19 protein-coding genes, 1 tRNA gene, 2 rRNA genes and 1 pseudogene (1 of these 23 running past the window's edge) are annotated in these 25,680 nt (G+C 59.2%); 9 read left to right on the top strand and 14 right to left on the bottom strand.

Annotated features, from left to right (window positions below; genetic code table 11):
* Nucleotides 1-23 precede the first annotated feature (23 nt).
* A tRNA-Met gene (locus tag BLV61_RS11685) sits at nt 24-100 on the top strand.
* Nucleotides 101-274: 174 nt separating this feature from the next.
* Here BLV61_RS11685 and BLV61_RS11690 read toward each other — a convergent pair.
* Nucleotides 275-1,384 (bottom strand): DUF2817 domain-containing protein, encoded by a 1,110-nt coding sequence (locus tag BLV61_RS11690; protein WP_090465076.1) that lies wholly within the window; start codon nt 1,382-1,384, stop codon nt 275-277.
* A gap of 165 nt (nt 1,385-1,549) precedes the next feature.
* On the opposite strand from BLV61_RS11690, the gene ggt reads away from it, so the two are divergent.
* Nucleotides 1,550-3,382 (top strand): gamma-glutamyltransferase, encoded by a 1,833-nt coding sequence (gene ggt / locus BLV61_RS11695; protein WP_090465080.1) that lies wholly within the window; start codon nt 1,550-1,552, stop codon nt 3,380-3,382.
* 118 nt (nt 3,383-3,500) lie between these two features.
* Here ggt and ddlA read toward each other — a convergent pair whose 3' ends face one another.
* The 5 genes and pseudogenes from ddlA to BLV61_RS11715 form a co-directional block, all read right to left on the bottom strand.
* Nucleotides 3,501-4,595, bottom strand: a complete 1,095-nt coding sequence (gene ddlA / locus BLV61_RS11700; protein WP_090465084.1) for a D-alanine--D-alanine ligase — start codon at nt 4,593-4,595, stop codon at nt 3,501-3,503.
* Between the two features lie 47 nt (nt 4,596-4,642).
* Nucleotides 4,643-5,242, bottom strand: coding sequence for a flavin reductase family protein (locus BLV61_RS11705; protein ID WP_047533219.1), 600 nt, complete (start codon nt 5,240-5,242; stop codon nt 4,643-4,645).
* Nucleotides 5,243-5,374: 132 nt separating this feature from the next.
* Nucleotides 5,375-5,983 (bottom strand): methyl-accepting chemotaxis protein, encoded by a 609-nt coding sequence (locus BLV61_RS32050; protein WP_404943289.1) that lies wholly within the window; start codon nt 5,981-5,983, stop codon nt 5,375-5,377.
* Nucleotides 5,963-6,691: pseudogene (locus tag BLV61_RS32055) on the bottom strand (PAS domain-containing protein); the annotation flags it as partial. The gene BLV61_RS32050 and the pseudogene BLV61_RS32055, both read right to left, overlap by 21 nt.
* 129 nt (nt 6,692-6,820) lie before the next feature.
* Nucleotides 6,821-8,134, bottom strand: coding sequence for an MFS transporter (locus BLV61_RS11715; protein ID WP_047533225.1), 1,314 nt, complete (start codon nt 8,132-8,134; stop codon nt 6,821-6,823).
* A 200-nt stretch (nt 8,135-8,334) separates the two neighbouring features.
* Here BLV61_RS11715 and BLV61_RS11720 point away from each other — a divergent pair, with 200 nt between their 5' ends.
* The 3 genes from BLV61_RS11720 (at nt 8,335) to BLV61_RS11730 (ending at nt 11,707) form a co-directional block, all read left to right on the top strand.
* Nucleotides 8,335-9,753, top strand: coding sequence for a short-chain fatty acid transporter (locus BLV61_RS11720; RefSeq protein ID WP_047533227.1), 1,419 nt, complete (start codon nt 8,335-8,337; stop codon nt 9,751-9,753).
* A 106-nt stretch (nt 9,754-9,859) separates the two neighbouring features.
* Nucleotides 9,860-11,032, top strand: coding sequence for a hypothetical protein (locus BLV61_RS11725; protein ID WP_090465087.1), 1,173 nt, complete (start codon nt 9,860-9,862; stop codon nt 11,030-11,032).
* Nucleotides 11,033-11,182: 150 nt separating this feature from the next.
* Nucleotides 11,183-11,707, top strand: a complete 525-nt coding sequence (locus BLV61_RS11730) for an SET domain-containing protein-lysine N-methyltransferase (RefSeq protein ID WP_090465094.1) — start codon at nt 11,183-11,185, stop codon at nt 11,705-11,707.
* 5 nt (nt 11,708-11,712) lie between these two features.
* Here the strand turns inward: BLV61_RS11730 and can are convergent, their stop codons facing one another.
* The gene (gene can / locus BLV61_RS11735; protein ID WP_047533236.1) at nt 11,713-12,357 is read right to left on the bottom strand and encodes a carbonate dehydratase; all 645 of its coding nucleotides are present in this window, start codon (nt 12,355-12,357) and stop codon (nt 11,713-11,715) included.
* Nucleotides 12,358-12,526: 169 nt separating this feature from the next.
* Between can and BLV61_RS11740 the strand changes: the two genes are divergently transcribed.
* Nucleotides 12,527-12,931, top strand: a complete 405-nt coding sequence (locus tag BLV61_RS11740; protein WP_047533239.1) for a hypothetical protein — start codon at nt 12,527-12,529, stop codon at nt 12,929-12,931.
* 68 nt (nt 12,932-12,999) lie between these two features.
* On the opposite strand, the gene rimI is transcribed toward BLV61_RS11740, so the two are convergent.
* Together rimI and BLV61_RS11750 are read right to left on the bottom strand one after the other, a co-directional pair.
* Entirely contained in the window at nt 13,000-13,452 is a 453-nt protein-coding gene (gene rimI, locus BLV61_RS11745) for a ribosomal protein S18-alanine N-acetyltransferase (protein WP_090465098.1), read from the bottom strand.
* Nucleotides 13,445-14,191 carry an energy transducer TonB gene (locus tag BLV61_RS11750; protein WP_090465101.1) on the bottom strand — a complete coding sequence of 249 codons (747 nt, stop codon included), beginning with the start codon at nt 14,189-14,191 and terminating at the stop codon, nt 13,445-13,447. The genes rimI and BLV61_RS11750 overlap by 8 nt, the downstream gene beginning before the upstream one ends.
* 206 nt (nt 14,192-14,397) lie before the next feature.
* Between BLV61_RS11750 and mksB the strand changes: the two genes are divergently transcribed.
* Genes mksB through mksF form a run of 3 tightly spaced genes read left to right on the top strand, consistent with a single transcriptional unit; the run spans nt 14,398 to nt 19,221 of the window.
* Nucleotides 14,398-15,693, top strand: coding sequence for an Mks condensin complex protein MksB (gene mksB, locus BLV61_RS11755; RefSeq protein WP_047533249.1), 1,296 nt, complete (start codon nt 14,398-14,400; stop codon nt 15,691-15,693).
* Complete coding sequence (gene mksE, locus BLV61_RS11760) at nt 15,683-16,384, top strand: Mks condensin complex protein MksE (RefSeq protein WP_047533252.1); 702 nt, start codon at nt 15,683-15,685, stop codon at nt 16,382-16,384. The genes mksB and mksE overlap by 11 nt, the downstream gene beginning before the upstream one ends.
* Nucleotides 16,381-19,221, top strand: coding sequence for an Mks condensin complex protein MksF (gene mksF, locus BLV61_RS11765; protein ID WP_090465106.1), 2,841 nt, complete (start codon nt 16,381-16,383; stop codon nt 19,219-19,221). The genes mksE and mksF overlap by 4 nt, the downstream gene beginning before the upstream one ends.
* A gap of 85 nt (nt 19,222-19,306) precedes the next feature.
* On the opposite strand, the gene BLV61_RS11770 is transcribed toward mksF, so the two are convergent.
* The 5 genes from BLV61_RS11770 to BLV61_RS11790 all read right to left on the bottom strand — a co-directional run.
* Entirely contained in the window at nt 19,307-21,610 is a 2,304-nt protein-coding gene (locus BLV61_RS11770) for a PqiB family protein (protein ID WP_090465109.1), read from the bottom strand.
* A complete protein-coding gene (locus tag BLV61_RS11775) occupies nt 21,603-22,226 on the bottom strand; it encodes a paraquat-inducible protein A (RefSeq protein WP_047533260.1) in 624 nt (207 codons plus the stop codon). The genes BLV61_RS11770 and BLV61_RS11775 overlap by 8 nt, the downstream gene beginning before the upstream one ends.
* Entirely contained in the window at nt 22,213-22,872 is a 660-nt protein-coding gene (locus tag BLV61_RS11780; protein WP_047533263.1) for a paraquat-inducible protein A, read from the bottom strand. Before BLV61_RS11780 ends, BLV61_RS11775 begins: the two co-directional genes overlap by 14 nt.
* Before the next feature lie 148 nt (nt 22,873-23,020).
* Nucleotides 23,021-23,136, bottom strand: a 5S ribosomal RNA gene (gene rrf / locus BLV61_RS11785).
* Between the two features lie 155 nt (nt 23,137-23,291).
* Nucleotides 23,292-25,680: ribosomal RNA gene (locus BLV61_RS11790) — 23S ribosomal RNA — on the bottom strand; it runs 503 nt beyond the window's last position.

Genomic DNA, 25,680 nt, shown 5'->3' on the forward strand with positions numbered 1-25,680 from the left:
CCGGTGAATAATGCGCGCCACTTGGCTACATAGCTCAGTTGGTTAGAGCATAGCATTCATAATGCTGGGGTCCGGGGTTCAAGTCCCTGTGTAGCCACCAAGTACTAAAAACGGCTTACCGCAAGGTAAGCCGTTTTTTTATGCCTGCTTTTTATGCCTGCCGTAGGAGCGAGCTTGCTTGCGATGGTCGTCAACGATGACGCGGCGAGCCTGATACCCCGCAGCGTCTTTGGATTCATCGCGAGCAGGCTCGCTCCTACATAAAACAGCGGCCTCAGACTCGAACCGTCGCCAACGCCGACAACGCCCGCTCCCATATCTGCCAGGTGCGCAGCCACACCATCGCCTGCCAGTCGTTGTCGGCCGGATAGAACTGTTCCAGCAGATTCAATTTGATCTGCCGCCCCACCGCGTCGGCGGGATTGCCGTGCAGATGAAGCCAGTGATCGTCCCGCAGATGACGATGCACCTGCGGCCCCGGATACGTTCCGCACTCAATGACGAATGGCATCGACCGCACCTGCGGCAGGGCATTGATCAATGCCTGCGAGGTGTAGCCAGTCGCGGTGGCCGCCACACCGGTTTCACTCAGGGTGTCGGCACCGGTGTGCAGGGTGTAGAGCCACGGACCATAAAGCGCCTGCGCATCGGCCAGCGCCGGATAGGCTGCTTCGGTAATCGTCAGCAGCATCGGATGACCGTATTCGCCGGCACCGGTGTGCAAGTCGAAACACATGGCGACATCGGCATGGGCGACATGCTTCTGGATGATCTGGTGCAACGTGCGATTCGACCAGCTCGGCGCGAGCCCGCCATAGAACAACCCATCGGGATGCGCATGCTGCCCGCCTTCGACAATCGACATGACCGCCGGCCAGCCGTGTTCGCGAATCTGCGCATCCAGCAAGGCGTCCGTGCGCTCACGCTCGGGACCTTGCAACTGGGTGCAGGCGTAGATTTCGTGCAACCCCTCATACGCCTGGTTATCCGGCAGCGGTCGTTCGAAGTTCAGGTGATTGCGGTTCAGGTCGATGTTGTCTTCGTTGACCCGACGCAGCCACGCCGTCCCCCAGGGGTTGATCAGATGGATCATCACCACGGCGACATCGGCCGGCAGCGAACGCTTGCCGAGCTCCTGCAGCCACTTGATCTGACACCCCGAGCCATAGAAGCCCTCGACCCCATGGGTGCCGCTGAGCGCGATCAGCAGACGCTTGGCGCCGGGATCGCCGAGGACCGCCACATCGGTGCTCAAGGCCTCGCCGAAGGGGCCTGTGAGCGGGTGTGGATACTCGGTCAGCGTCGCCCCGGCCGTGGTGGCCGCCGCGAGGAATTGTTCACGCTGGGAGCGGTAGCTTGGCTGGGACGGGAACTCGGTCTGCATGTCTGCCTCTTGTTGATCTTCTGGCCTGCGTGGTGGCATCGACCCTACAGAAAATCCATCCAATGATGAAGGATAAAAGCGTCCTGGCCGTGGGACACGTTTGCGTTACCGGGTGGTGGCCGATAAAGTCCACCAACCCTTTATCCCACGGACGGAGTGCCCCGCGTGTTCTCAGCCTTCCACTTGAGGCGCATGCGCCTGTCAGCGTTGTCGCTGATCACTGCGGCTTTAGCCCTGACCGCCTGCAACGCGCCATCAGTCTCGACGCTGCCCGTCGCGCCGGAAAGCGCGTCCGGTTATCGCACCGACCTGCAAGCCCGGCACGCCTCCAGGCACATGGCAGCGGCCGCCAACCCGCTGGCGGCCGAGGCCGGGCGGGAGATGCTGCGTCTTGGCGGTTCGGCCATCGATGCAGCGATTGCGATGCAAGCGGTATTGACGCTGGTCGAGCCGCAATCTTCCGGCATTGGCGGTGGCGCTTTGATCATGCTGTGGGACGGCAAAAACGTGCGCACTTATGACGGACGAGAAACGGCACCGGCCGGCGCCACGGAAAGGCTTTTCCTACAAGCCGATGGTACTCCCATGCCTTTCACCCGGGCGCAGATTGGCGGTCGCTCCGTGGGGACGCCAGGCGTGTTGCGCGCTCTTGAACTGGCCCACAAAAAACATGGCCGCCTGCCTTGGGCGCAGCTGTTCGAACCGGCGATCAAACTGGCGGAGCAAGGTTTCGCCATTTCGCCACGCCTGCACCAGTTGATCGCGTCGGATTCGTCGCTGCGCAGTTCGCCCGACATGGTGGCCTACTTCCTGAATGCCGATGGCAGCCCGAAAGCCATTGGCACCCGCCTGAAAAACCCGGCATTGGCCGCCGTACTGCAACGCATCGCCAACGAAGGGCCGGATGCGCTGTACCGGGGTGTCGTCGCGCAGGAGATCGTGAGAAAGGTTCAGGGCCACGCCAACCCCGGCAGCCTGTCACTGAACGACCTCAAGGACTATACCGCCAAGGAGCGTGCGCCACTGTGCACCGACTATCAGCGCTGGCAGGTCTGCGGCATGCCGCCACCGTCGTCGGGCGGCATCGCCGTGGCGCAGATCCTCGGTACGCTGCAAGCCTTGGAGGCACGCGACAAACACTACGCCCTGGCGCCGTTGAAACCGCTAAAAACCAACGCGCCGGCGGGGATTGAACCCGACCCGCAAGCCGTGCACCTGATTTCCGAAGCCGAGCGCCTGACCTATGCCGATCGCGCGCAGTACGTGGCGGATACGGACTTCGTGCCGGTTCCGGTCAAGGGCCTGGTAGACCCGGGTTATCTGGCCAGCCGCGCCGCCCTGATCGGTGAGCGCAGCATGGGCACGGCTGAACCGGGCACGCCTCCAGGCATTCAGGTTGCCTACGCGCCGGACCGGTCGCCGTTGCGCATCTCCACCTCTCAGGTGGTCGCCGTCGACGACGAAGGCGGCGCTGTGTCCATGACCACCACCATCGAGTCTGCCTTTGGTTCGCACCTGATGGTTCAAGGATTCCTGCTCAACAATGAGATGACAGACTTCTCGTTCATCCCCGAAGAGAACGGACAAAAAGTCGCCAACCGTGTCGAACCCGGCAAGCGCCCACGTTCGTCCATGGCCCCGACCTTGATCTTCGACCGCCAGAGCGGTGAATTCCTCGCCACCATCGGCTCACCCGGTGGTTCGCAAATCATCGAATACGTCGCCAAGTCCACCATCGGCCTGCTCGACTGGAACCTCGATGCGCAGCAAGCCATCAACCTGCCCAACTTCGGCAGCCGCAATGGCCCCACCGAGCTGGAACGCGGGCAGTTCAGCCCGGCGTTGATTCAGGCGTTGAAAGCCAAAGGGCACGAGGTGAATGAAATCGACATGACCAGCGGCACCCAGGCGATTGTTCGGGCCAGGGATGCACAGGGCAAAGTATCGCTGACCGGTGGAGCCGACCCACGGCGTGAGGGAGAAGCGCTGGGGGATTGAGCCTTGCGCACAGATGAGAAAGGGCCTACCGAGAGCTGGGCCCTTGTTTGCAACTTGAGATCAGGCTGGCCACACCCGGAATGACAGGCGAAGCCTTGATCACCGCCGTCACGCCGGCTTATCGACTGATTTTCAGCGCCTGCCGACTCCGGTGTTTCTCCAGCGCCAGTTCGATCAACCGCGTGACCAGTTCACTGTAGGTCATGCCAGCGGCCTGCCACAGTTTCGGGTACATGCTGATGCGGGTGAATCCGGGCAGCGAATTGATTTCGTTGATCAGCACTTCACCGCTGTCGGTCAGAAACACATCGACCCGCGCCAGCCCGGAACAGCCCAGGACGTGGAACGCTTCGACGGCCATGGCACGAATACGTTCGCTGGCCTCGTGACTGATGCTGGCCGGCACCACCACTTCAGCGGCCTTGTCATCGATGTACTTGCTGTCGTAGGAATAAAACCCGCTGTGCACCACGATTTCGCCACAACCGCTGGCGATGGCGTCTTCGTTACCGAGCACCGCGCATTCGATCTCGCGGCCACTGACGGCAGACTCGACCAGCACTTTTGCATCGAAACCCAATGCCAGCTCGACGGCCGCGGTGTATTCGGCTTCGTCGTTGACTTTGCTCACTCCCACGGAAGAGCCCTGGTTTGCCGGCTTGACGAACAACGGCAAACCGAGCTTGTCCGCCACCTCGGCGAATCCGTTGCGCACCACGGTAGCTCGGGTCAGGGTCACGAAGGGCGTGACCGCCAGCCCGGCATCGCGCAGCAGACGTTTGCTGATGTCCTTGTCCATGCACACCGCCGAACCGAGCACATCGGAGCCGACAAACGGCAGGTCCGCCATGCGCAATAGCCCCTGCAGGCAGCCGTCTTCACCGAGGGTCCCGTGGACAATCGGGAAGATCACATCGACATGGCCCAACAATTCCTGACTGGAGGTTTCGACCAATTGCTGGCTGACCTTGCCCGGCACGACGGCCAATTCGCGATTGGACTGATTGAGGGCGATCAGCGCCGGGTTTTCCTGATTCAGCAGGAAATTCGACGGGTCATTGAGGTGCCAGTGGCCTTGTTTATCGATACCGATCAACACCGGTTCGAAGCGCGAACGATCCAGCGCATCGACGATGTTTTTCGCCGACTGCAACGACACTTCGTGCTCTGCCGACCGGCCCCCGAAAACAATCCCTACCCGCAACTTGCTCATTGCCTGACCTCTTCGTGAATCTCTTTATGGCTAGGGTAGCAGCCAACTCAGGGCTGTAAGGTTTTGCCATCCACCGGGTTGCCGATGGTCAGAAAGTGCCCACCGGCGACGTGGTGCAGGGTGCGCAACGCGTCCTGGCCCTCAAAGTGCCAACGTCCGTCACTGAACACGCGCTCGTCGGCCTGAGCGGCAATCACCTGCGCCAGAAACAGATCGTACTGCTGATGATTGTCGGGCTCCGGCAGCAGCCGGCATTCGAGCCAGGCAACGCAGCCTTCGAGCATCGGCGCGTCGATCAGTTCGGCGTCGAACGTCGGCAAGTCATAGATCTGGAATTTGTCGCGCCCTTGCTCCCGCGTCAGCTCCAGGCCAGACGTCGAGCCAACGGTCTGGACGATATCGGCCTGGGCTGCGCAGGGAACGTTCAGTACGAAGGTCCCGGAGGCTTCCAGCAGCTGTCGGGTCCAGGTGGACTTGTCCAGCACCACAGCGATTTTCGGCGGTTCGAAATCCAGCGGCATGGCCCAGGCCGCCGCCATGATATTGCGCTGACCGTCATGGGCCGCGCTAACCAGAACGGTGGGCCCATGATTGAGCAGACGGTAGGCTTTGGACAACGGGACCGGACGACGGTGAGAAACGCTCATGGATGTCTGCTCCTGGGGGAAAGAGCCGATTGTAACGACATCTGGCGAGAGCTGGCTTGATCAGGTGTAAGGATCAGAGCCTGCTCCGCGTCGACACCGGATGTGAACCCAAGGCAGCGATCTTTTAACGGATCAGGTCGCCAACTGATTGGCAAACTGCCCCACGGCATTCACCACTTTCTGCGCACCGTCCTGGATCTCGACAATCACCGTGCCAGCTTCCGCCGCCAGCGTCAGCCCGTGCTCGGCCTGCAGCTTGCCGTCGGTGACCAGGGCCACGGCGTTGCGCGCCATATCCTGGTTCTGCCGCACCACCACAACAATTTCGTCGGTGGCCTGGCTGGTCCGCGAAGCCAGTTGCCGGACCTCATCCGCCACCACGGCAAACCCTCGGCCCTGCTCACCGGCACGTGCCGCTTCGATGGCCGCGTTGAGCGCCAGCAGGTTGGTTTGTTCGGCGATGCCGCTGATGGTTTTGACGATGGTGCCGATCACCAGCGACTGCTCATTGAGCGCCTCAATGCCATCACCTGCGGTTTGCATGTGCTTGGCCAGATCACGCATCACTTCCACCGCCTGATTGACCACGGTACTGCCCCGCTGGGCGCTCTGATCGGTTTGCTGCGAGGTGCTGTAGGCGATGTTCGCTGCTTCGGCGACGGCTTGCTCCTGATTGACCTGATCGGTGACCACCGTGGCGAACTTCACCACTTTGTAAAGTTTGTTATTGGCATCGACCACCGGATTGTAAGAGGCCTCCAGCCATACCGTACGACCATGGCTATCGACGCGCTTGAAGCGATCAACCACATACTCACCCGCGTTCAGTCGACGCCAGAAGTCCTGATACTCGGCACTGTTGGCCTCTTCCGGCAGGCAAAACATGCGGTGATGCTTGCCCTTGATCTGCGCCAGGCTGTAACCCATGCCGCTGAGAAAGCGGTCGTTGGCGGTCAACACATTGCCATTGAGATCGAACTCGATCACCGCCGTCGAACGCATCAGCGCGCCGATCAGGTTTTCGTGTTCACGGGAGGTCTCGATGGTGCGGGTCAGGTCGCTGGAGAAAATCGAAAAATGCTTGATCTGGCCATTGGCCGAGCGCACTGGCTGCAGGATCGAACGCAACCATGCTTCCTGGCCGGTGCCCCGCAACAGGCGCACCGCGCCGGCAAAGTGCTCGCCACGGCTCATCGCAGCCTTGAAACGCAACTGGAATTCGTCGTTTCTCACATGCTCGGGAACGATTTCTTCGATGCGCCGGCCAATCAGCTCGTCGCTCTTGTAGTGCATTTCGCTGAGGAAATTCTGATTGACCGATTGGACCCGCCCATCTGTATCGAGGGTCAACACAAGCATCTCGCTTTCCAGGCTTTCCTTCACTTGCTGAAGGCTGGAGAGTTCTTCGCGAAGAGCCGATAGCTCCTGCTTCAAGCGTTTATTGAACATGGGGATGCACCGATGGACTGGGGTAGAAAGCGATTTACAGCCTAACCATCGGCCTTGCGGATCTTTTCTGAAGAGTGTTTCAGCTTTGTCCTACAAAAATAGTTCAGGCACCCCCATCGTGTTGTTGATTCACGCAGCGCCAACGGTCGAACAACTTGCGATTTTCGGCATCCGCGTACCGAAGTATGCCGCGCTGCTTACGCCCACCGCCCCCATCACAGCGCAGAAAATCACACAGATCCACGGACTCCACGGCATCAGACCGATCAACAGCAGCGGTGTGATACTGGCCCAGGCCGCGTAGGCAATGTTGTAGGTGAACGAGATGCCCGACACACGAATCCGCGCCGGGAACAGGCTGACCATCACCGAGGGCACCGCACCGACCACTCCGCAACCGAGCCCCGCCACCGCGTAGGCCAGACCGACCCAGTCGCCGCCGCTGATCAGACAGGTGTAAAGCACGCCGATACCCAACGGCAGCAGCAGGCTATACAACATCACCGTGCGCCAGGCGCCGATGCGATCGACCAGTAACCCGGCGAGCACGCAGCCAATGTTCAAAAAAACAATGCCCAATGCGCTCAGGGCGAAGGTGTGACTGGCGGTCATGCCGAAGGTTTTCTGCATCATGGTTGGCGTGATGACCACGAACACCACCACCGCCGACGTCAACACACAGGTGAGGATCATTGCCGGCAGCATGGCCAGGCGATGTTCACGCAGGACACTGCGCAGCGGCAGCTCCACGGTTTGCTCGCGCCGCCCCTGCATGGCCATGAACACCGGCGTTTCACTGAGCCAGCGGCGCAGCCAGACGCCAATCACACCAAACACGCCGCCCAGCAGAAACGGGTAACGCCAGGCGTAATCGAGGATTTCGCCCGGGGTGAAGGCCTGCGCCAGGAAGGTGGCCGTCAAGGCACCGAGCAGATAACCGAAGGTCAGTCCTGCCTGCAAAAAACCCAGGGCATAGCCCCGATGGCCCGCAGGCGCATGCTCGGCGACGAACACCCAGGCGCTCGGCACTTCACCGCCCACGGCCGCCCCTTGAAACACTCTCAGGAGCAACAGCAACAGCGGGGCGAAATAGCCGATTTGCGCGTAGGTCGGCATGATTCCGATCAGCAGACAGGGCAACGCCATCATCAGGATGCTCAGGCTGAAGACTCTTTTGCGGCCCAAACGGTCGGCGAAATGTGCCATCAGGATCCCGCCCAGAGGACGTGCCAGATAGCCGGTGACGAAGATGCCGAAGCTTTGCAGCAAGCGCAGCCATTCAGGCATTTCCGGCGGGAAGAACAACTGGCTCAGGGTCAGCGCGAAAAATACGAAGATGATGAAATCGTAGATTTCCAGCGCGCCGCCGAGGGCGGCAAGCCCCAAGGTTTTGTAGTCCGAGCGATTGAAGGGCGTCGGGGGTGAATCGGTGTTGGCAGTCATGAAAAGAACTCTGGTGCAGGCAAAAACCAAGGCGCCCATGGTCTACGCAAACGCGCCAGCGGACAACCCGCTAGACTAAAGTCGCATAGTCGCAAAACAGCCCCGCACAAAACTTTCGGGTGAATTAATGTCGATGTCTGTCCGAACGGGCCGCTACCGCCCCGAAGACCACAATAAACATAATAATTCGAGGTACTCCCGTGGCCGCTGATATCGAAGATAGCCGCTCCGCCCGCTTTGCCCTGCGCTGCTCAAGTTTTGCCGAACGCTGGTTCCCCGATTCCTGGGTGTTTGCCGCGCTGGCCGTGATTATCGTCGCCCTCGCCACCATGGCCATGGGCGCCAAACCCACCGACGCGGCCATGGCATTCGGCGACGGTTTCTGGAGCCTGATCCCGTTCACCATGCAAATGGCTTTCGTGGTGATCGGCGGGTATGTGGTCGCCAGCTCGCCACCGGCAGTCAAGCTGATCGACCGTCTGGCGAAAATCCCGAAAAACGGCCGATCCGCCGTGGCCTGGGTGGCGCTGATCTCCATGGTTGCATCGCTGCTGAACTGGGGCCTGTCGCTGGTGTTCGGCGGCTTGCTGGTGCGCGCCCTCGCCCGCCGTACCGACCTGAAGATGGACTATCGCGCCGCCGGTGCCGCAGCGTACCTGGGCCTTGGCGCGGTGTGGGCCTTGGGCTTGTCATCGTCCGCGGCGCAATTGCAGGCCAACCCGGCCAGTCTGCCGCCGTCGATTCTGTCGATCACCGGGGTCATTCCCTTCACCCAGACCATCTTTCTCTGGCAGTCGGGTGTGATGTTGCTGGCGCTGGTCGTCGTCTCGATCATCATCGCCTACGCGACCGCCCCCGGCCCTAACTCGGCACGTGACGCCAAAGCCTGCGGGGTCGACCCGAGTTTCAATCTACCGCCCCTGCAACCACGCACCCGTCCCGGCGAATGGCTGGAGCACAGCCCGCTGCTCATCATACTTTTGGTGCTGCTGGCCGCCGGATGGCTGTTCCATGAGTTTTCGACCAAACCGGCGATCAGTGCGATCTCCGGCCTTAACACTTACAACTTCCTGTTCATCATGCTCGGTGCGCTGCTGCACTGGCGCCCGCGCAGCTTCCTCGACGCCGTGGCCCGTGCGGTACCGACCACCACCGGCGTGCTGATCCAGTTCCCCCTGTACGGCTCGATCGCCGCGTTGATGACCACGGTCAAAGGCGCTGATGCCCAGACCCTGGCCCATCACATCTCGACCTTCTTCGTCAGCATCGCGTCCCACGATACCTATGCGCTGCTGATGGGCGTGTACTCGGCGATCCTCGGCTTCTTCATTCCGTCCGGTGGCGGCAAGTGGATCATCGAGGCGCCGTATGTGATGCAAGTCGCCACGGATCTGAACTACCACCTGGGTTGGGCCGTGCAGATCTACAACGCCGCCGAAGCCCTGCCCAACCTGATCAACCCGTTCTACATGCTGCCGCTGCTGGGCGTGCTCGGGCTGAAGGCGCGGGACCTGATCGGATTTTCGTTCGTGCAACTGCTGGTGCACACGCCGTTGGTGTTGCTGTTGCTCTGGGCGCTGGGAACGACGCTGGCGTATACGCCGCCGGTAATGCCGTAGACCGCTGGAACTTTTGTGGGAGGCGGTGCAGCTCCCACATTTGAGAGGTGTCATGAGCCGCATGCTGTACCCGCCAACGGACCCATAGGCTAAAAAGGATCTGAGCATGATCAAACTCGCAGGACTGTCTCTCGCGGCACTCACCCTGAGCGCCGCCGCCCACGCCGATGTGACCCTGAACCTGGGCAGTACCGAACGCCTCACGCGTCTTTTTGCTTATCCCAACAACTGCAACGTGATTTGCTTTCGCAACTGGACACTCGAGCAAACGGTCGAGCATTACCTGACCCAAAGCGTGCAGCGCGATGGCTACGGCACCGCGAAGGTTCTGGTCAAAACCGATAATGGTCAGCTCTTCACTGTCATCAGCGGCGTACCCGCCGACTATCAAAAACCCTTGACGGCGCTACTCGACGCCGGCGATCTGGCTTACACCGGCGCCAGCAAACTGAATGCCGACGGCAAGTGGGCCTATAACTGGTATTTTTTCCTGCCGCTGGGCATGGCCCTGGAACACCGCAGAAGCGTCCAACTGCTGCATTTCCCGCCCGACTATTCATTGACCCAGGCCCAGGATTACCTCAAGTCAGCCACGACGGATCGCTGGGCCTCATTACTGACGATCAATGGCGTCCCGGCCGAGCAGACGCCGAGCTACCAGACGATCATCGACATCGCTCCGATTGCCGCGCCGTCCAACGCCGGCAAGGACCTGGAAGGTGTCTACGATTATTTCAAGGACTACCAGACCACCATGGTCAAGAACCTCAGCCGAAATGCCAGCGGCGAGGCCGTGCCGATGGTTGCGTTTGGTTCACCGGTGCGTGACTGGATCAAACAGCAGTACGGACCGACGGTGAACGTACTGGGCCTGGTGAATATCAGCCCGAACGAAGGGCTGAAAGTACCCGTTCTGGGTGCCAACCACCCGAGCTACATTTGGTACGCCGCCGACCCGGCAAACTACACCGGCACCGATGCCAAGGCCAAAGCCGATGCAGCGGGACTGAAAGTCATGGGACAGGACCTGAGCGCCGCGTGCTGGCAGGCCGCCATGGGCCGCGAGACTGACAGCAATGCTGATATTGAGCTCAGAAGTTGCACGCAAACCTGGCAAGTGGCCCAGAAAGATAAAACCTGCGAGCTGTTCTACACCTCGATCCGCAATCTGACGCCTCAACAAGCCGCAGGCAAATGCGCGTCGGCAACGATCCAGGCCCAGCTCAAACAACTCAAGGCACCTGCACCGGAAACCGCACTTCCCGCTCCAGCGTTTTAGATCAAAGAACCGATGAACGGCCGGTCTCGCTGTCAGTTATGACAGTAGACCCGCCGACTCATCTGCGAGAGGCTTAGGCGAAACCATGTTGCAGCGCTGACAGGATCGTCAGATGAAGGAAGTCGCAGCATCCAGCCAACAAGGATCGTTATGAAAGCCAATGCCCCTCGCAATTCTCTCGCCGCGCCGCCCGCCGGTGTCTATCCCTATGCGCAGCTGCCGACTCGCCTGGGATTCCCCTCCCGGGCAGACTTCGAGATCATCGCCAACGACCAAGGCACAGCGATTGCCATAGCTGCCTTGCGCGAGTTTCCCCGTATCAGCCGAATTTGCCGGATATCGGGACAACTACTGCCCTATCGTTGCCGATATACCCGGCAACTCGCTCCCGGCGTGCATGTCTTCGACCCACGCTTCTGTGGATTGCTGCAACACGCTTGCGACCCAAATGTCTTTCTCGACATGAGCGAGCTATGGCTGTGGGCGCTGAAGGACATACAGAAAGGTGACTGGCTGACGATCGACTACGCCGCCACCGAAGACAAACTGTTGCGTCAGTTCGCCTGTCAATGCGGTTCGTACAAATGTCGCGGCTGGATCACCGGCTACAATGAATCGCCAAACGCCGACGGCCAGGCCTTTTTACAGCGCTGGCGTCGGCATCTGTTCGACTGAATGCGTTACTGCGCTTCGACCGGACGCAGGCGGTACTGCGGCGGCAATTGCTCGAAGCCACTGATCGTAGTGTTCAGGCTTTTCCAGCGACCGTCCTTGATGCCGTAGATGCAACCGTGGATCGACAGGCTCTGTCCACGGTGCCAGGCGTTTTGCACGATGCTGGTATGGGCGACGTTGGCCACTTGCTGAATCACGTTGAGTTCGCAGAGACGGTCGACCTGCTCCTCTTCGGTGGCCAGTTTGGCGAGCTCTTCGCGCTTCTCGTAGTAAAGATCGCGAATTGAACGCAGCCAGCCGTCGATCAGGCCGAACTGGCGATCCTGCATCGAGGCTCGAACACCACCGCAACCATAGTGGCCGGTGACCAGAATGTGTTTGACCTTGAGTACGTCAACCGCGTATTGAATCACCGACAGGCAGTTGAGGTCGGTGTGCAACACCACATTGGCCACGTTGCGGTGTACGAACAAATCGCCCGGCAGCATGCCGACGATCTCGTTGGCCGGCACCCGGGCATCGGAACAGCCGATCCACAGGTACTCGGGAGTCTGTTGGCGAGCCAGCTTGGCGAAGAAGTCAGGATCTTCTTTGGTGATCGCGTCAGCCCAGCGCTCGTTGTTGTCGATCAGATCTTGTAGTTCGTTCATGCAATGAAGCCTCGAGAATGATGCGCTGCTTTGACAGACAACCGCCCGTCGAGGTCACGCGCTTTATGCACATGCCACCGCAAGCTCGTAAATGGCGCTCCATGCCGGTGGAATTCTCGGTAACCCAGTGGGTCCACCCTAAGTAAGGCCCACAGTATGAGGAATTGCCATGACTGATCCACGACGTCCGTATGATGCGGTGCAACCAGAACCTATTGATGATAACGAAGATCGCATGGGATCGATGCATGAGCTGGATTTCGACGACGAAGAACCCGATGCCAGGATCGGCGACGAGTTGCCGGACAGCGAGCGAGCGCAACTGATGTCCCGTCGGCGCGTGCGCGAAGCCGGCATGACCGGTGCATCGACCGCTGACCACGAGCCCACGGATGATGACTTGAGTCCGGAAACCCTGATCCGCGAAGACGGCGCCCGGGATGCCCATGAAGCGGGTAAAGGGGATCAGGCTGATTGGGACTTGAGCATTGTCGATGAGGACGACATCGGTGGGGGCAATGGGCTGGATGAAGAGGAAATGGCCCGGCGCGATCCGCTGGACCACAAGCGTTGATCGATCCTGGACAGGAGCCTGCGGCGGCTCCTGCCCAGCAATCGGCATTTAAGTTGTAACAAAGATGTTCAATCTACCAGCGTACAGGCCATGACCACCGCATCTTCACGTCCGCCTACCGCCGGGTAGTAATCCCGCCGACGTCCGATCTCGTTGAAGCCATACCGCTCATACAACTTGAACGCCGCCGTGTTGCTGTCGCGCACCTCCAGGAAACATTCCCGGGCATTGGCCTTGTAGGCAATCGACATCAAATGCTCCAGCAGCGTCAAACCCAGGCCACGGCCCTGGTTTTCGGGTTTGACGGTGATGTTCAGCAGGTGCGCCTCATCGAGAATGATCTGCACCACACCGTGGCCCACCTGCTGCTGCCCTTCGAACATCACCCAGATCTGGTACTTGCCCAGGCCATCGAGAAAAATCCCGCGGGTCCAGGGATGGCTGTAGGCCGCGTATTCGATTTTCAGTACAGCTTCCAGGTCCGCCTCGGTCATCGGGCGGAACGATACAGCGTCACTCATTCGATTCTTTCCAGCGCGCCATCAGCCGACGCATGGCTTGCCAGACATCAGCCTTACGCTGTGGCTCTTCCATTAATAATTCCAGGCCAGGCAAGGCCCAGACCGAGCCCAAGCCTTCGACCTGGAGTTCGCGATTGAAGGATTCGGCATTGGCCTCCCCGGCAAAACGCACGGCAGGCAGGCCGATCAGCCATAGACAGACGCACGGCGCGTCTTCCAGCCGGGCCGAGATAAAGCCCTGCACGAAGTCACGGGCCGCTTCCGGGCCCTGATCCATGGTGCCTCGGGCCAGCAGCGGCCAGCGCACCGGCTCGCCGATGATCTGCGGACTGTCCGGCAGGCCGGCAGCGCGCAACATGTCCTTGAGCAACAGATAAGCGGGATCGCGGGCCTGGAACGCCTCGCCTGTGGGTAACTCCACCAGCAGCAGGCAACGCCCTGCCCGCAGCAACTGCAGGGCAAAACGAGGTGGCGGTACGGGGGCGACCCTGGTGACGACCGGCGCGTCTACGACTTCTTCCACCGGTTTGGCCCCGGTGCGCGTGCTTGCCAACGATGGCCGTGGTACTTCGATTTTCACCCGCTCGGCCGGTTTGACCTGCGGTTCCACAGGCGCCTGGGCCGCAGGTGCCGGCACTGCCGGGGCGACGGGCAACGGCTCGGGCAGCTCCAGCAGTTGGGGCCGCGACGGCGCAGCAAAGGGCAATTCGGTGCGCGGCAGCCAATTGACCACCTGCATGGCGTTCAAATAGGCGCGGCGGCGAGACTCGATAAGCAAAGGTCGGCCACTTGTGGATAACTAAAGTGCGGTGATTCTACCGCCCTTCGCTCAAGATCGCCCGCAGTTGATCGTTAGAAAAGCGACAGTCCGTCCCGAGAGTGAATAGCATCGGTCCCGATGCAGTACAATCTCGGCTTTTAATCGCCAACCAGCCGGCCATTCCGATGATCGAACCCAAGCGCGTCTTACGCGCCCTCGCTGAACACTGGGCACTTCTGGAGCCACTGTGCGAGCACTTCGACCAAGGCACACTGAGCCTCAACGAACTGCGTTCACAGCTGGCCGCCCAGCAACTCGACAGTACGCCGCAGGACATCACCAGTCTGCTGGACGTGTGGATTCGCCTCGACATTCTGGTTCCCGTGGCGAAAAGCCCGAACCGGTTCGAGCTCAACGCGCAGATCCACGACTTCCTCGCTTACCTGCGCCGTGAACACCGTCTGGGCCTGTGTCTGGAGATCGAAGCCTATTTGCGTCATCTCGAACGCCTGGCCGGCTACATCCAGGACGCCTTCGACATCCGCGACGGCAATGATCTGGCGCGCCAACTGCGTCTGCTGGACATGCGCGTACGCGATGTATTGAAAAAGCTCGCCAACGACGAACAGGCCCTGGTGGCCGTTGCCGAGCGGGCCAAGACCAGCGACCGGCAGATCCCGCTGCGCCAGCGTTACGCTGAAGTCCTGGCGACCTGGGACGAATACGTCGAGCCGATGATTCAGTTGGTCAACGCCGACGGCGCCTTCGAACAGGGTGTGCGCAAGGTCGAAAACGTGCTGCTGCGCATGCTCACCGAGCAGCAACGCCTCGGCCATCTGGTTGATGACGACATGCTGCTGCGCACCCACGCGCGAATCCTCGAAATGCAGACCAGTGCGCAACTGACCCTGCGTCACGCCCGCGAACTGCTGCTGCCGCTGCGTGAAGAAGCCCGCCGTCACAACGCCGTGACCCGTGGAGCGGCGCTGGCCCTGTCGATGATTCGCCGCAAGGGTATCGACGCCGTGCCACAAGCCGCGATGCCGATGTTCACCCGGCCGCAAAGCACATTCCTCGGCAGTGCCAGTCAGGTCGAGGCCTATGTTTACGCCCTGGCCCGTTTCGAGCCGAAACCGGCGCGTTTCCCCAAGGCACACAAGACGCACAAGGGCGGCGATGCCCCGCGTGCGCCACGCACGGTCCGGGAGATGCTCGACCGGTGCGAAGACGCCCTGCCGATGCCGGACCTGATGACCTGGCTGCTGGAGCAGGAACCGGACGGCGCCACCGACGAGCTGCTGTATTGGTTCTCGCGCCTGTCGCGGGAAAAACGCTTCAAGCGCGAACGTCTGGAACGCCGCGATTACTTCACACACGAGCACCAGGTCAGCCTGCGCTCCTTCGCCCTGCTCTCGGCCGGTCCTGATGCCTCCGAGAATTCTGCGAGCACCCTCCATGCCAGTACTCCCCATGCAACTTGATCTATCCGAACTGTCTCAGCTGGCGCCGATCTTTCGCGAGCTGTTCAAGGGCTACCACGTCAGCCGTCGCGATCCAGAGCTGTACGCGCAGTTGTCGAATTTTCAGGACCAGTACCGCACGCTGTTCAAGGCGCTGGGCTTTGAACTGATCTGCGACACCCGTGGTTTCTACTACTTCGTGCCGGACCTCGCTGCGGCGGCGGTGAACAAGACGGCCCAGCGCCTGGCACTGTTCACCTTCATCCTCGTCGAGCACCTGGCCGACCAGGGCCGCGACCCGATCGCCGTGCTCGACGGCGGCAGCCTCGGCCGTGATGAACTGCCGTCGTTGCTCGAGAAGTATCGCGACCTGTTCATCCAGGCTGAAGTGCAGACCCAGGACGAACTGGAAGAAAAAATCATGCGCCGCATGACCCAGCTCGGCTTCGCCAGTGAAGAAAACGGCGTCTACCGCTTCCTGCCGCCGATGCACCGCTTCCTCGATGTGTGCCTGTCGGTTCAACAGGACCGTGATCTGGCGGCCAGCCTGCACAGCGTGCTGCCACTGCCGGCACCGGTGCTGATCGACGAAGACAGCGATGAAAAGCTACTGCAGACCGACGACCCGCTCGATTTGAGCGAATTCGATGGTGAAAGCGAAGAAGACGCACTGGCCCGTGCCATCGCCGAAGAACAGGAGCTCGACGCATGAGCAAGGAACGCTACGGCATCCGCCGCTTTGCCCTACTGAACACCGCCGGCTACAGCCTCGGGCTGTTCCCGCTGGAAGAACCGCTGTCGGTCTACGGCGCGAACAACCTGGGCAAATCCGCCTCGATCAACGCCTTGCAGTTCCCGATCCTGGCGCGCATGTCGGACATGAGTTTCGGCAAGTACAGCCTGGAACAATCCCGGCGCTTCTATTTTGCCTCGGACACCAGTTACATCCTGGTCGAAGTGAACCTGCCCCACGGTCCGCACGTGATCGGCGTGGTCGGTCGTGGTCCGGGCGGCGGTTTCGGTCACCAGTTCTTTGCCTATGCCGGCAAACTGGACCTGGCCCATTATCAGAAAAACGATACCTGCCTGCGTCAGAAGGAACTGTTCACCAACCTTGAACGCGAGGGCCTGAAAGCCTACGAGCTCAAGCCGGATGAATTGCGTCGCTTGCTGGTCGGTGGCCACACCTCGATCCCGCTGGACCTGACGCTGATCCCGCTGCGCTCCACCAGCGAGCAGAGCCTGAAGACCTTCCGCGCCCTGTTCATCAACTTGCTACACATGCGTGAAATCACAGCGGCCAAGCTCAAGCAATTGTTCCTGGATGCCTTCGAACACAGCCTGCGTTCCGGTAGCGTGGATTACATTGCGGCGTGCGAAGAAGCCTTCCGCGATGTACGACGCATGGAGCAGGACTACAACTCGCTGGTCGCCGCCGGCCCATTGGTCGAAGCCTTGGCCAACGGCGTGAAACAGCGCGACATCCTGCGTGGCAAACTGCACCGGATTTCGCCTTTGCTCGACTCTTTGCTCGGCACTTGGTCAGACTACGCTGGCGCACGCAAGGAAGAGCTGACGATCCAGGCCGAACACTACCGTCGCGAGCAGGACGAACTGCAAAACGATCAACGCGGCGGCACTCAGGAACTGATGCGTCTGGAGCGGGAAATTACCGGCATCCAGCGCTGGCTCGGCGAGCTGTCGGTGCTCAAGCATCGCTTTGCCCTGGTCGATGACGTCAAGGTGCTGGAGCAGCAATTGCTCGCGGCCAAGGACGCCCACGATGAACTGGCCGGTGCGCTGGCGCAGTCGCGACAATTCAGCGCCGAGGATCTGGAAGAGCGTTTGCGGGATCTGGAAAAACGCCTGAAGTCGGTCAAGCAGCAACTCGATCACGCCGACAACAACAGCTACGCCCGCTTGCGCGAAGAGTTCTCACAACAGGACGTCGAACGCTTGATGCGTCTGTTCAATAGTGCCTTGTTCAGCCTGCCGCTGGGCGAGCACGGCATTGCGCTCGACGACAACGGCGACTGGGTCAAATCCGTAGAACTGATCCTCGACGGCTTCAAAGGCGAGCGTTTCGAAGTGCCGGGGCTGTCCATCGACATCTCCCACATCGAACCACCGGCGTTGCAGGCCCTGGCTGACCGTGCGGCACTGCGCGACCAGAAAGAGCGCCTGGACAAAGAACTCAAGCAACTGAAAACCCAGCAAGCCGTGGCCGCTGACCGCGCCGCGAGCAAGACCCAGACCGAAGCGCTGTACCAGCAAGTGCTGGATGCGCAGAAGGCCCTGGAAGACTTCCGTCGCGCGCAAACCCTGAGCGCCGAAGAAGGCGACAAGCTTGAGCAGCTGGCTCAAATGGAAGCCGCGCAGGACGAATTGAAGCGCTCCAGCGATGCCTTTACCGAACGCGTGCAGCAACTGTCGGCCAAGCTGCAACTGGTCGGCCGGCAGATCGCCGACATGGAAGCCAAGCAACGCACGCTCGATGACGCCCTGCGCCGCCGTCAGTTGCTGCCGGCGGACCTGCCTTTCGGCACGCCGTTCATGGACCCGGTCGACGATTCCATGGATAACCTGTTGCCGCTGCTCAACGATTATCAGGACAGTTGGCAAGGTCTGCTTCGCGCCGACGGCCAGATCGAAGCGCTGTACGCGCAGGTGCGTCTCAAGGGCGTGGCCAAGTTCGACAGCGAAGACGATATGGAGCGGCGCCTGCAATTGTTGATCAACGCTTACGCGCACCGCACCGACGAAGCCCTGACCCTGGGCAAGGCACGTCGCGCCGCTGTTACCGACATCGCCCGCACCCTGCGCAACATCCGCAGCGACTACGACAGCCTCGAGCACCAGTTGGCGTTGTTCAACCGCGAGATCAACAAACGTCAGGTGTCGAACCTGCAGAGCTTCCGCATCGTGCTCGCGCCGAACAAGGAAGCGCTCAAGCACATCGACCAGATCATCCACAGCGCCGGTCAGTACGAAGAAGGCGAAACCCTGTCGGTGTTCGATCTGAGCCAGAGCGCGGAACAGGACAACAAGAACGAAGAGGCCAAGGAATACCTGGCACGCCTGGTGGCGGCGAACCACAACCAGCTCGGCCTCAAGGACTTGTTCGAACTGGCGTTCGAGATCACCAAGGTCAACGGTCAACCGGTGATCCACACCGACATCGACGGCGCCGCGTCCAACGGCACCACGATGACCATCAAGGCGCTGACCAACATGTACTTGTTGCTGCACTTGATGGACCGCGACCTGGCCGGCCGTGTGCGCTTGCCGTACTACCTCGACGAGGCGGCGGACATCGACGAGAAGAACCAGGCAGCGTTGCTGGAAACCAGCCTGCAACTGGGCTTCGTACCGATCCTGGCAAGTGTGAAGCCACAGGTCTGCGCCAGTGTCGCTATCGACCTGGAAGGCGGCAGCGGCCCCGCTGGCATCTACATCGACGAGGCGGACTGGAAGTACATCCGTCGTCATGATCAGGTAAAGGCGAGCATCAATGCTGAAGCGGACGAGCCGGAGCTGGACGCGGTCTGACGCTTGAATTGATGACAACAAAAAAGGCCGCGATCCTCAGGATCGCGGCCTTTTCATTTGGGTACAGGGTTAAGGCAGATCCAGACTACTTACCGAGAGAGATCTTCGGCGCCCAGGTCAGCCATTCCTCTTCGAACTTGTCGAACAGCGGGAACGTCTGCTCCGCCCGCGCCGGAGTACCCATGCGTTCGCCATCCGGAGTGGCAAATGCAACCCCCCCCTGAATCATGGTCTCCAGCGATTCGGTACGAAGAGTCGCCCCCTTGAACAGCCCGACATCAAGACCAAAACCACTGGTGTTCCAGAAGCGAGTGCCGCTGCGAACCAATGGCGCGTATTTCGGCTCGATCAGAATGTGGATCAACACGCGGTCTGCGGTCTGACCCAGTTCATACCCGGTCACTTTGCCGACCGTGATTTCACGGTACGTCACCGGCACACCGGCTTTCAGTGAACCACGCCGCGCAGCGCTCAATACCAGGCTTAACCCGGCTTCGACCTTGGCGCTCTCGGGGGGGCTGGCCAGGGCTGTGAAGTTTTTCTGCGGACCAAGGTTCTTTGATGCTGGCTGGACCTCGATGTATTGCCCGGTGACCAAGGTCTCCAGGTTAGAGGTCTTGATCAAGCCCAGCTCGGGCTTGACCACCCAGAATTGGCTACCGACGCGGGCGATGCGCTCAGGCACTTCAGTGAGTCGCGCGGTGATAAGCACCGATTGCAGGTCATCCGTGAGGTCGACGCCTTCAATCTTGCCGACATCCAGCCCTTTGAAACGAATCGGTGTACCGGCGCGCAAGCCATCGGCGCGATCGACCCTGATCGTGATCACCTCGCCTTTTTGCGTAGCCTCATCATGACTGGCAAACAACCGGAAACGAGGAATCCGCTTTTGCAAAGGCGCCTTGGCCTGCGGCGTTTCAAAGGCAATGCCGCCCGCCATCAAGCTTTGCAACGACTCACTTTTGACTTGAATACCTCCGGTCAGCCCACCCGTCAGGGTAATGCCGCTGGCATTCCAGAATCGGGTCGACGCGTTGACCAGGTTTTCGTATTCCTTCTCGATGTGGACACCGATCACCAGTTGGTTTTTCTTGCGTGAAAACTGATAGCTCTGTACCGAGCCGACCTTGACCTGCTTGTACAGAACAGGGCTGCCGACTTCCAGCGAACCAAGGTTCTCGGTGAACAACACCAGGTGCAGACCCGGCGAACGCAAATCCAGCGGCGGCGCCTTGGGCCTCGCGACGAACTCGCGTTGCGGCGCTGCGCCTTTATCCCCGGGACGCACGGCGATGTAGTTGCCTTTGACCAGCGCCTCAAGCCCCGTGATGCCGGCGAGCGAGATCGACGGTTTGACCACCCAGAACTGAGTGCCATCGACGAGGTAGTCTTCAGCCAAAGGATCCAGCGTCAGTTCGGCGCTCGCAGCCGCCAAATCAGCGTCAACCTTGAGCGCCTTGAGTGTGCCAACCTGAATGCCCTTGTACATGACCGGCGTACGACCGGCCTGCAGACCTTCGAAGTCACTGAGTTTGACCTTGACCTTGATACCGGCCGCAGCGGCATCGAAGTCCTCATAGAGACGGAATGGCAGACTCGGATCCGTGGGCGGGCTGTCCCTGCGATTTTCCGGAGTGGCGAACGCAATGCCACCCGCGACAATGCTGGCGAGAGACTCGCTGCGCACCTTCACGCCCGACAGATTGGCATCGATGCTGATGCCGCTGGCGTTCCAGAAACGCGTGTGTTTACGCACCAATTTGGCGTAGGTCGGCTCAATGAAGACCTTGAGCTCAACAGTGCTCTGATCTTCGGACAGCACGTAACTTTTGATCTGGCCGACCTTTATTTGTTTGTAGAACACCGGGCTACCGCGGTTCAACGAGCCCAGGCGATCTGCCTTGATCGTCAGGTGCAGCCCGGGCTGGGCGTCGGATAGCGGCGGCTCTTGGGCCAGGGCCTTGAATTTGCGCGCGGGCTCACCTTCCCCGGGACTGATCGCGACGTAATTGCCCGAAACCAGGGTCTCCAGGCCAGTGATCCCGGCCAGGGTTACGCTCGGCTTGACTAACCAGAATCGCGTGCTGGTCCGCAGGTATTGCTCCACGTCCTTATTCATTTCGACGGTGGCAATTACGCCCTTGGAGGCTCCTTCATCATCGAGTTTGAGCGTTTTCACCTTGCCGACCGGCATGCCTTTGTAGACGACTTCAGTCTTGTTGGCCTGAATGCCTTCGCCGCTTTCAAAGCGCACCTGGACCTCGATGCCAGTCTCGGAATAAGCACGCCAGCCAAGCCAGCTACCGATGATCAGGGCGATCAGGGGGAGTACCCAAATGGCTGACCAGTTCGAGGCCGGTCGGGTTTTCGCTGTTGGCAAATCAGTCATGGTCGTCGTCCGACTCCGTGTTATCCCAAATCAGTCGGGGATCGAAAGTTACTGCAGCCAGCATGGTCAGGATGACCACACTGGCAAAGGCTATGGCACCAAGATCGGCTTCGACGCTGGCCAGTCGCCCGAAGTTCACGACCGCCACCAGAATGGCGATCACAAAAATATCGAGCATCGACCAGCGGCCGATGAACTCGATGAAGCGGTACATCCATATACGTTGGCGGGCTGAAAGTGGCTGACGACGCTGTACGGAATACAGCAGCAGTGCAATGCCCACCAGTTTGAACGTGGGTACCAGGATACTGGCGATAAAAACCACGGCGGCAATAGGGATCATGCCGTGCTGAACCAATTGGATCACGCCGGACATGATAGTGCTGGGGTCACCCTTGCCCAGCGAACTCACGGTCATGATCGGCAGCACATTGGCGGGTATATAGAGAATGGCAGCAGTAATCAGCAACGCCCAAGTGCGCATCAGGCTATTCGGACGGCGGGCATGCACTATGGCACCACAGCGAGTACACACCTGCTCATCGGCATCAGCTTCCTGCTTGTTCAACTCATGGCATTCGGCGCAAATCAGAATGCCTGCATCAATCGCCCGCATGGGCATCCTCTCCTGATAAAGCCTGCCAGATCTGGTGAGGCGACATTACAACCTCCAGCCAGACTTGAACCAACAGCAAAGCAACGAAGCAGGCCAGCCCGATACCTATCGTCATTGCTGCCATATCTGCCAGTTTTACGATGGCGACGAGTACACCCATGAGGTAAACCTCGAGCATCCCCCAATCTCTCAAATGGTGATAAATACGGTAAAGCAGCAAACCGTAACTGCGGCCGACATCAAAATGAATGCTCAGTAATACCGTCAGCTGGCACAGCAGCTTGAGCAGCGGTATACCCATGCTGCACAGGAACACAATCACGGCAACGCCTTGCATACCCGAATTGAACAAGCCCAAAACACCGCTCCAGACAGTATCTTGCGATGACTGCCCGAGTAGATTGAGCTGCATGATGGGTAAAAAGTTCGCGGGGACGTATAACAAAAGCGCCGCGATGACCAAAGCCAGGCTGCGGTGCACCACGTTGTGTCGATAGGCGTATAGCTCGTACCCGCATCGCGGGCACAGGGCTTTCTCGCCATGGGCAAGCTTGGGCTTGCGCATCAGCAAGTCGCATTCATGACACGCCACCAAATCGCCCAGTGGTAAATCTGACAGCCCGGAGGCGTCAACCGGATCTGGCATAAGGGCTCTGGCTCCGAAAAAGTTGGACCTATTCTAGTGCCCTGAATCAAAAATAACTGTTCAAATTTCTGCGGTGATTAATCGTGCTTTTCTTGCGCCAAAAACAAAACCCCTACCTGCATACGCAGATAGGGGTTTCGGAATTTAATCTTGACGATGACCTACTCTCACATGGGGAAACCCCACACTACCATCGGCGATGCATCGTTTCACTGCTGAGTTCGGGATGGGATCAGGTGGTTCCAATGCTCTATGGTCGTCAAGAAATTCGGGTACCGAACCGTCTTTCGACGCTTCAGCAAATTGGGTATGCGATAGTTTGTGCGGCTTTTGTGAATCGTTGCGAACTTTCGGTTCATTGCGTCTTCACACACCGCAATCTGGTGCCTTTTCAGGTCAGCAAATTGCTTGGGTGTTATATGGTCAAGCCTCACGGGCAATTAGTATTGGTTAGCTCAACGCCTCACAGCGCTTACACACCCAACCTATCAACGTCGTAGTCTTCGACGGCCCTTCAGGGGACTCAAGGTCCCAGTGAGATCTCATCTTGAGGCTAGTTTCCCGCTTAGATGCTTTCAGCGGTTATCTATTCCGAACATAGCTACCCGGCAATGCCACTGGCGTGACAACCGGAACACCAGAGGTTCGTCCACTCCGGTCCTCTCGTACTAGGAGCAGCCCCTCTCAAATCTCAAACGTCCACGGCAGATAGGGACCGAACTGTCTCACGACGTTCTAAACCCAGCTCGCGTACCACTTTAAATGGCGAACAGCCATACCCTTGGGACCGGCTTCAGCCCCAGGATGTGATGAGCCGACATCGAGGTGCCAAACACCGCCGTCGATATGAACTCTTGGGCGGTATCAGCCTGTTATCCCCGGAGTACCTTTTATCCGTTGAGCGATGGCCCTTCCATACAGAACCACCGGATCACTAAGACCTACTTTCGTACCTGCTCGACGTGTCTGTCTCGCAGTCAAGCGCGCTTTTGCCTTTATACTCTACGACCGATTTCCGACCGGTCTGAGCGCACCTTCGTACTCCTCCGTTACTCTTTAGGAGGAGACCGCCCCAGTCAAACTACCCACCATACACTGTCCTCGATCCGGATAACGGACCTGAGTTAGAACCTCAAAGTTGCCAGGGTGGTATTTCAAGGATGGCTCCACGCGAACTGGCGTCCACGCTTCAAAGCCTCCCACCTATCCTACACAAGCAAATTCAAAGTCCAGTGCAAAGCTATAGTAAAGGTTCACGGGGTCTTTCCGTCTAGCCGCGGATACACTGCATCTTCACAGCGATTTCAATTTCACTGAGTCTCGGGTGGAGACAGCGCCGCCATCGTTACGCCATTCGTGCAGGTCGGAACTTACCCGACAAGGAATTTCGCTACCTTAGGACCGTTATAGTTACGGCCGCCGTTTACCGGGGCTTCGATCAAGAGCTTCGCGTTAGCTAACCCCATCAATTAACCTTCCGGCACCGGGCAGGCGTCACACCCTATACGTCCACTTTCGTGTTTGCAGAGTGCTGTGTTTTTAATAAACAGTCGCAGCGGCCTGGTATCTTCGACCGGCGTGGGCTTACGCAGCAAGTGCTTCACCCTCACCGGCGCACCTTCTCCCGAAGTTACGGTGCCATTTTGCCTAGTTCCTTCACCCGAGTTCTCTCAAGCGCCTTGGTATTCTCTACCCAACCACCTGTGTCGGTTTGGGGTACGGTTCCTGGTTACCTGAAGCTTAGAAGCTTTTCTTGGAAGCATGGCATCAACCACTTCGTGTTCTAAAAGAACACTCGTCATCAGCTCTCGGCCTTAGAATCCCGGATTTACCTAAGATTCCAGCCTACCACCTTAAACTTGGACAACCAACGCCAAGCTGGCCTAGCCTTCTCCGTCCCTCCATCGCAATAACCAGAAGTACAGGAATATTAACCTGTTTTCCATCGACTACGCTTTTCAGCCTCGCCTTAGGGACCGACTAACCCTGCGTCGATTAACGTTGCGCAGGAAACCTTGGTCTTTCGGCGTGGGTGTTTTTCACACCCATTGTCGTTACTCATGTCAGCATTCGCACTTCTGATACCTCCAGCAAGCTTCTCAACTCACCTTCACAGGCTTACAGAACGCTCCTCTACCGCATCACCTAAGTGATACCCGTAGCTTCGGTGTATGGTTTGAGCCCCGTTACATCTTCCGCGCAGGCCGACTCGACTAGTGAGCTATTACGCTTTCTTTAAAGGGTGGCTGCTTCTAAGCCAACCTCCTAGCTGTCTAAGCCTTCCCACATCGTTTCCCACTTAACCATAACTTTGGGACCTTAGCTGACGGTCTGGGTTGTTTCCCTTTTCACGACGGACGTTAGCACCCGCCGTGTGTCTCCCATGCTCGGCACTTGTAGGTATTCGGAGTTTGCATCGGTTTGGTAAGTCGGGATGACCCCCTAGCCGAAACAGTGCTCTACCCCCTACAGTGATACATGAGGCGCTACCTAAATAGCTTTCGAGGAGAACCAGCTATCTCCGAGCTTGATTAGCCTTTCACTCCGATCCACAGGTCATCCGCTAACTTTTCAACGGTAGTCGGTTCGGTCCTCCAGTCAGTGTTACCTAACCTTCAACCTGCCCATGGATAGATCGCCCGGTTTCGGGTCTATTCCCAGCGACTAGACGCCCTATTAAGACTCGCTTTCGCTACGCCTCCCCTATTCGGTTAAGCTCGCCACTGAAAATAAGTCGCTGACCCATTATACAAAAGGTACGCAGTCACAGAACAAAGTCTGCTCCCACTGCTTGTACGCATACGGTTT

The organism is Pseudomonas mohnii, assembly GCF_900105115.1.
GTDB lineage: Bacteria > Pseudomonadota > Gammaproteobacteria > Pseudomonadales > Pseudomonadaceae > Aquipseudomonas > Aquipseudomonas mohnii.

Coding starts and splice junctions, on each gene's coding strand:
- rimI (WP_090465098.1), bottom strand. CDS start 13,452: ATGAGTGACGCTGTATCGTTCCGCCCGATGACCGAGGCGGACCTGGAA.
- mksB (WP_047533249.1), top strand. CDS start 14,398: ATGATCGAACCCAAGCGCGTCTTACGCGCCCTCGCTGAACACTGGGCA.
- BLV61_RS11750 (WP_090465101.1), bottom strand. CDS start 14,191: ATGCAGGTGGTCAATTGGCTGCCGCGCACCGAATTGCCCTTTGCTGCG.
- BLV61_RS11725 (WP_090465087.1), top strand. CDS start 9,860: ATGATCAAACTCGCAGGACTGTCTCTCGCGGCACTCACCCTGAGCGCC.
- BLV61_RS11715 (WP_047533225.1), bottom strand. CDS start 8,134: ATGACTGCCAACACCGATTCACCCCCGACGCCCTTCAATCGCTCGGAC.
- mksF (WP_090465106.1), top strand. CDS start 16,381: ATGAGCAAGGAACGCTACGGCATCCGCCGCTTTGCCCTACTGAACACC.
- BLV61_RS11740 (WP_047533239.1), top strand. CDS start 12,527: ATGACTGATCCACGACGTCCGTATGATGCGGTGCAACCAGAACCTATT.
- BLV61_RS11770 (WP_090465109.1), bottom strand. CDS start 21,610: ATGACTGATTTGCCAACAGCGAAAACCCGACCGGCCTCGAACTGGTCA.
- BLV61_RS11780 (WP_047533263.1), bottom strand. CDS start 22,872: ATGCCAGATCCGGTTGACGCCTCCGGGCTGTCAGATTTACCACTGGGC.
- BLV61_RS11775 (WP_047533260.1), bottom strand. CDS start 22,226: ATGCGGGCGATTGATGCAGGCATTCTGATTTGCGCCGAATGCCATGAG.
- mksE (WP_047533252.1), top strand. CDS start 15,683: ATGCAACTTGATCTATCCGAACTGTCTCAGCTGGCGCCGATCTTTCGC.
- BLV61_RS11730 (WP_090465094.1), top strand. CDS start 11,183: ATGAAAGCCAATGCCCCTCGCAATTCTCTCGCCGCGCCGCCCGCCGGT.
- can (WP_047533236.1), bottom strand. CDS start 12,357: ATGAACGAACTACAAGATCTGATCGACAACAACGAGCGCTGGGCTGAC.
- BLV61_RS11690 (WP_090465076.1), bottom strand. CDS start 1,384: ATGCAGACCGAGTTCCCGTCCCAGCCAAGCTACCGCTCCCAGCGTGAA.
- BLV61_RS11705 (WP_047533219.1), bottom strand. CDS start 5,242: ATGAGCGTTTCTCACCGTCGTCCGGTCCCGTTGTCCAAAGCCTACCGT.
- ddlA (WP_090465084.1), bottom strand. CDS start 4,595: ATGAGCAAGTTGCGGGTAGGGATTGTTTTCGGGGGCCGGTCGGCAGAG.